Annotated in this window: 3 protein-coding genes; all 3 read right to left on the reverse strand. The window is 44.0% G+C overall.

All coding sequences use genetic code 11. The features are described from left to right. Positions 1 to 810, reverse strand: an 810-nt coding sequence (puuE, locus tag AABI99_RS18045) for an allantoinase PuuE (RefSeq protein ID WP_338367500.1), incomplete at its 3' end; no start/stop codon positions are given. Between the two features lies 1 nt (position 811). Continuing rightward, positions 812 to 2017: a urate hydroxylase PuuD gene (locus tag AABI99_RS18050; protein ID WP_338367501.1), complete on the reverse strand. Its 1206-nt coding sequence runs from the start codon at positions 2015 to 2017 to the stop codon at positions 812 to 814. A gap of 4 nt (positions 2018 to 2021) precedes the next feature. Next, positions 2022 to 2495: amidohydrolase family protein (locus tag AABI99_RS18055; RefSeq protein WP_338367502.1), on the reverse strand; the 474-nt coding region annotated here is incomplete at its 5' end.

The raw sequence follows: 2495 nt of genomic DNA on the forward strand, positions 1-2495 counted from the left end.
AGGGCGACCAATTAAGCGACAATGCAAACCAATCGACATCATTTTTGGGGTGTTTTCACCTTGTGGGTCGCCTTCTTCATACAGCGTATCGAATGCATCTTTTAAATAATTATAAAATTGATCACCGGCGTTAAATCCCTGCACTGCAGCAAAGCGCATATCGTTTACATCAAGCGTGTAGGGCACTATTAACTGTGGCTTTCCTTCTTTAATACTGTAAAAGGGTAAGTCGTCGCTGTAATCGTCGGCGTCATATAAAAACGAGCCATTTTCTACCACAAGGGCTGCAGTATTGGGGCTTGTGCGTCCGGTATACCAGCCTTTGGGCTTTTTACCGGTAAGCGTTTGAATGATCTCAATGGCTTTTTGCATGTGCTCACGCTCGGTTTGCTTATCTATATGTTGATAATTAATCCAGCGCAGGCCATGGCTTGCAATTTCGTGCCCAGCATCAACAAAGGCTTTAGCTACATCGGGGTGGCGCTCAAGGGCCATTGCCACAGCAAAAATGGTGACCGGTATATCATATTTTTTAAAGAGTTTAAGTAAGCGCCACACGCCTGCGCGTGAGCCATATTCGTAAATAGACTCCATGCTTATGTGGCGGTCTTCTACGTGGGGAGCGCTGACTATTTCTGATAAAAACGTTTCGGCCGCTGCATCACCATGTAGTACACAGTTTTCGCCGCCTTCTTCGTAATTTAGCACCACTTGCAAGGCTATGCGGGCTTGATTAGGCCAGTTTGCATGGGGTACCTGTGAGCTATAGCCAATTAAATCGCGCGGGTAGTGCTTAAATTGCTCGCTCATGTTATTGCTCCTTTTTTACTGCGCTAAGCCAAGTGCCAAGCGTTTCGCGCTCTGCATCAGTCATTTTGGTCATATTTGCCAATGGCATGTCTTTGGTAATAACGGCGCGAGTATGAATAAGTGCACTGGCTTTTTTTACATCAGCAAGTGAGTCGAGCTTAAAGCCAAGGGGTGCTGTTTGAAAAAGCTTTGATGTAGGGGTTTCACTGTGACACTGTGTACAGTGTTTATTAATAATATCCCATGCTTGCGCATCGCTTATACTTGCTTGTAGCTCATTATTCGCGTTTACAGAGCTACTTGGCCACGGTGCTATGGCTAGCATTAACGCAAAAAACGCGGCAATACCGCTTATGAGTACTGAAGGCTTATTAACACCTTGGTGTTTTAAATTAAAAAAGTGGCGTATCCACATACCAATAATAAAAAAGCCAATAAGCACTAACCAACCAAACTCATAGCTATAGGTATACGAAAAGTGATTGCTTAGCATAATAAAAATAACCGGCAGGGTGGCGTAGTTATTATGTACCGAGCATTGCTTTGCTTTCAAACCCGGCGCTGAATTAGGAATGCGCCCAGCTTCTACTTCGCTTACCATGTAACGCTGTGCAGGCATAATTATGTGATATACATTACCGGCCATACAGGTACCAATTAATGCACCAACATGAATATATACCGCGCGGTCGCTAAATAGCTGATCAACCCCATAGGTCCATAATGCTAAAAAGCCCACGCTGAGCGCAATAAAGGCTTTGCCGTTTTCAACAAGCGGGCTTTTACACAATAACCGATAAACACTATAACCTAAGCCTATGAAACCAAGTGATGCACCAATAGCGGCAAATTTACTTAGCTCACTTTTACTGGCATCGAGTAAATACACATCTGCGCCCACATAATATAACAGCGTAAATAACAGCGCGCCGCTGATCCAGGTTGTGTAGGCCTCCCATTTAAACCAATGTAGGGTAGAGGGCATTTGTTCTGGGCCATTTTGATACTTAGCCACTTCGTAAAAGCCGCCGCCATGAATAGCCCATAAATCGCCTTTTATGCCTTTATCTTGTTTCCATTGTGGCGGTGTTTGTAAGTTATTATCAAGCCACACAAAATAAAATGAGGCGCCAATCCACGCTATACCTGCTACCACGTGAAAGTATCTAAACACCAAATGAGCAAGCTCAAATAAATAGTTTTCCATCGGGTTATGCCTCTTCTAAATCGGGTGTGGGTGTGGCTGCAAACTGGGCTTGTTGGTCGCGTTTATACACGCTTTTACCCATAATGTAGGTTTGTTCAATACAGCGGTCGTCGCCTAGCATCATCATGGCAAAAAGCTGTTCGTGAAGGGTTTTGGCATGGCCAATTCTGAATTTTAAAAACGAGGTGGCCGCGTAATCCATTACAATAAAGTCAGCCTCGCAGCCTACATTAAAGTTACCTATGGTGCCTTCTAAATCAAGGGCACGTGCACCGCCTAGGGTGGCTAAATAAAACCCTTTAAATGCTGAAAACTTTTGACCTTGTAGCTGCTGAATTTTGTACGCTTCGTTACCTGTTTGTAGCATAGAAAAACTTGTGCCTGCGCCTACATCGGTACCCATACCCACATTAATTCCATGCTCTTCACATCTCTTTAAATTTAAAAGGCCCGAGCCTAAAAATAAGTTAGAGGTAGG

It is taken from the genome of uncultured Pseudoalteromonas sp. (genome assembly GCF_963922945.1).
GTDB lineage: Bacteria > Pseudomonadota > Gammaproteobacteria > Enterobacterales > Alteromonadaceae > Pseudoalteromonas.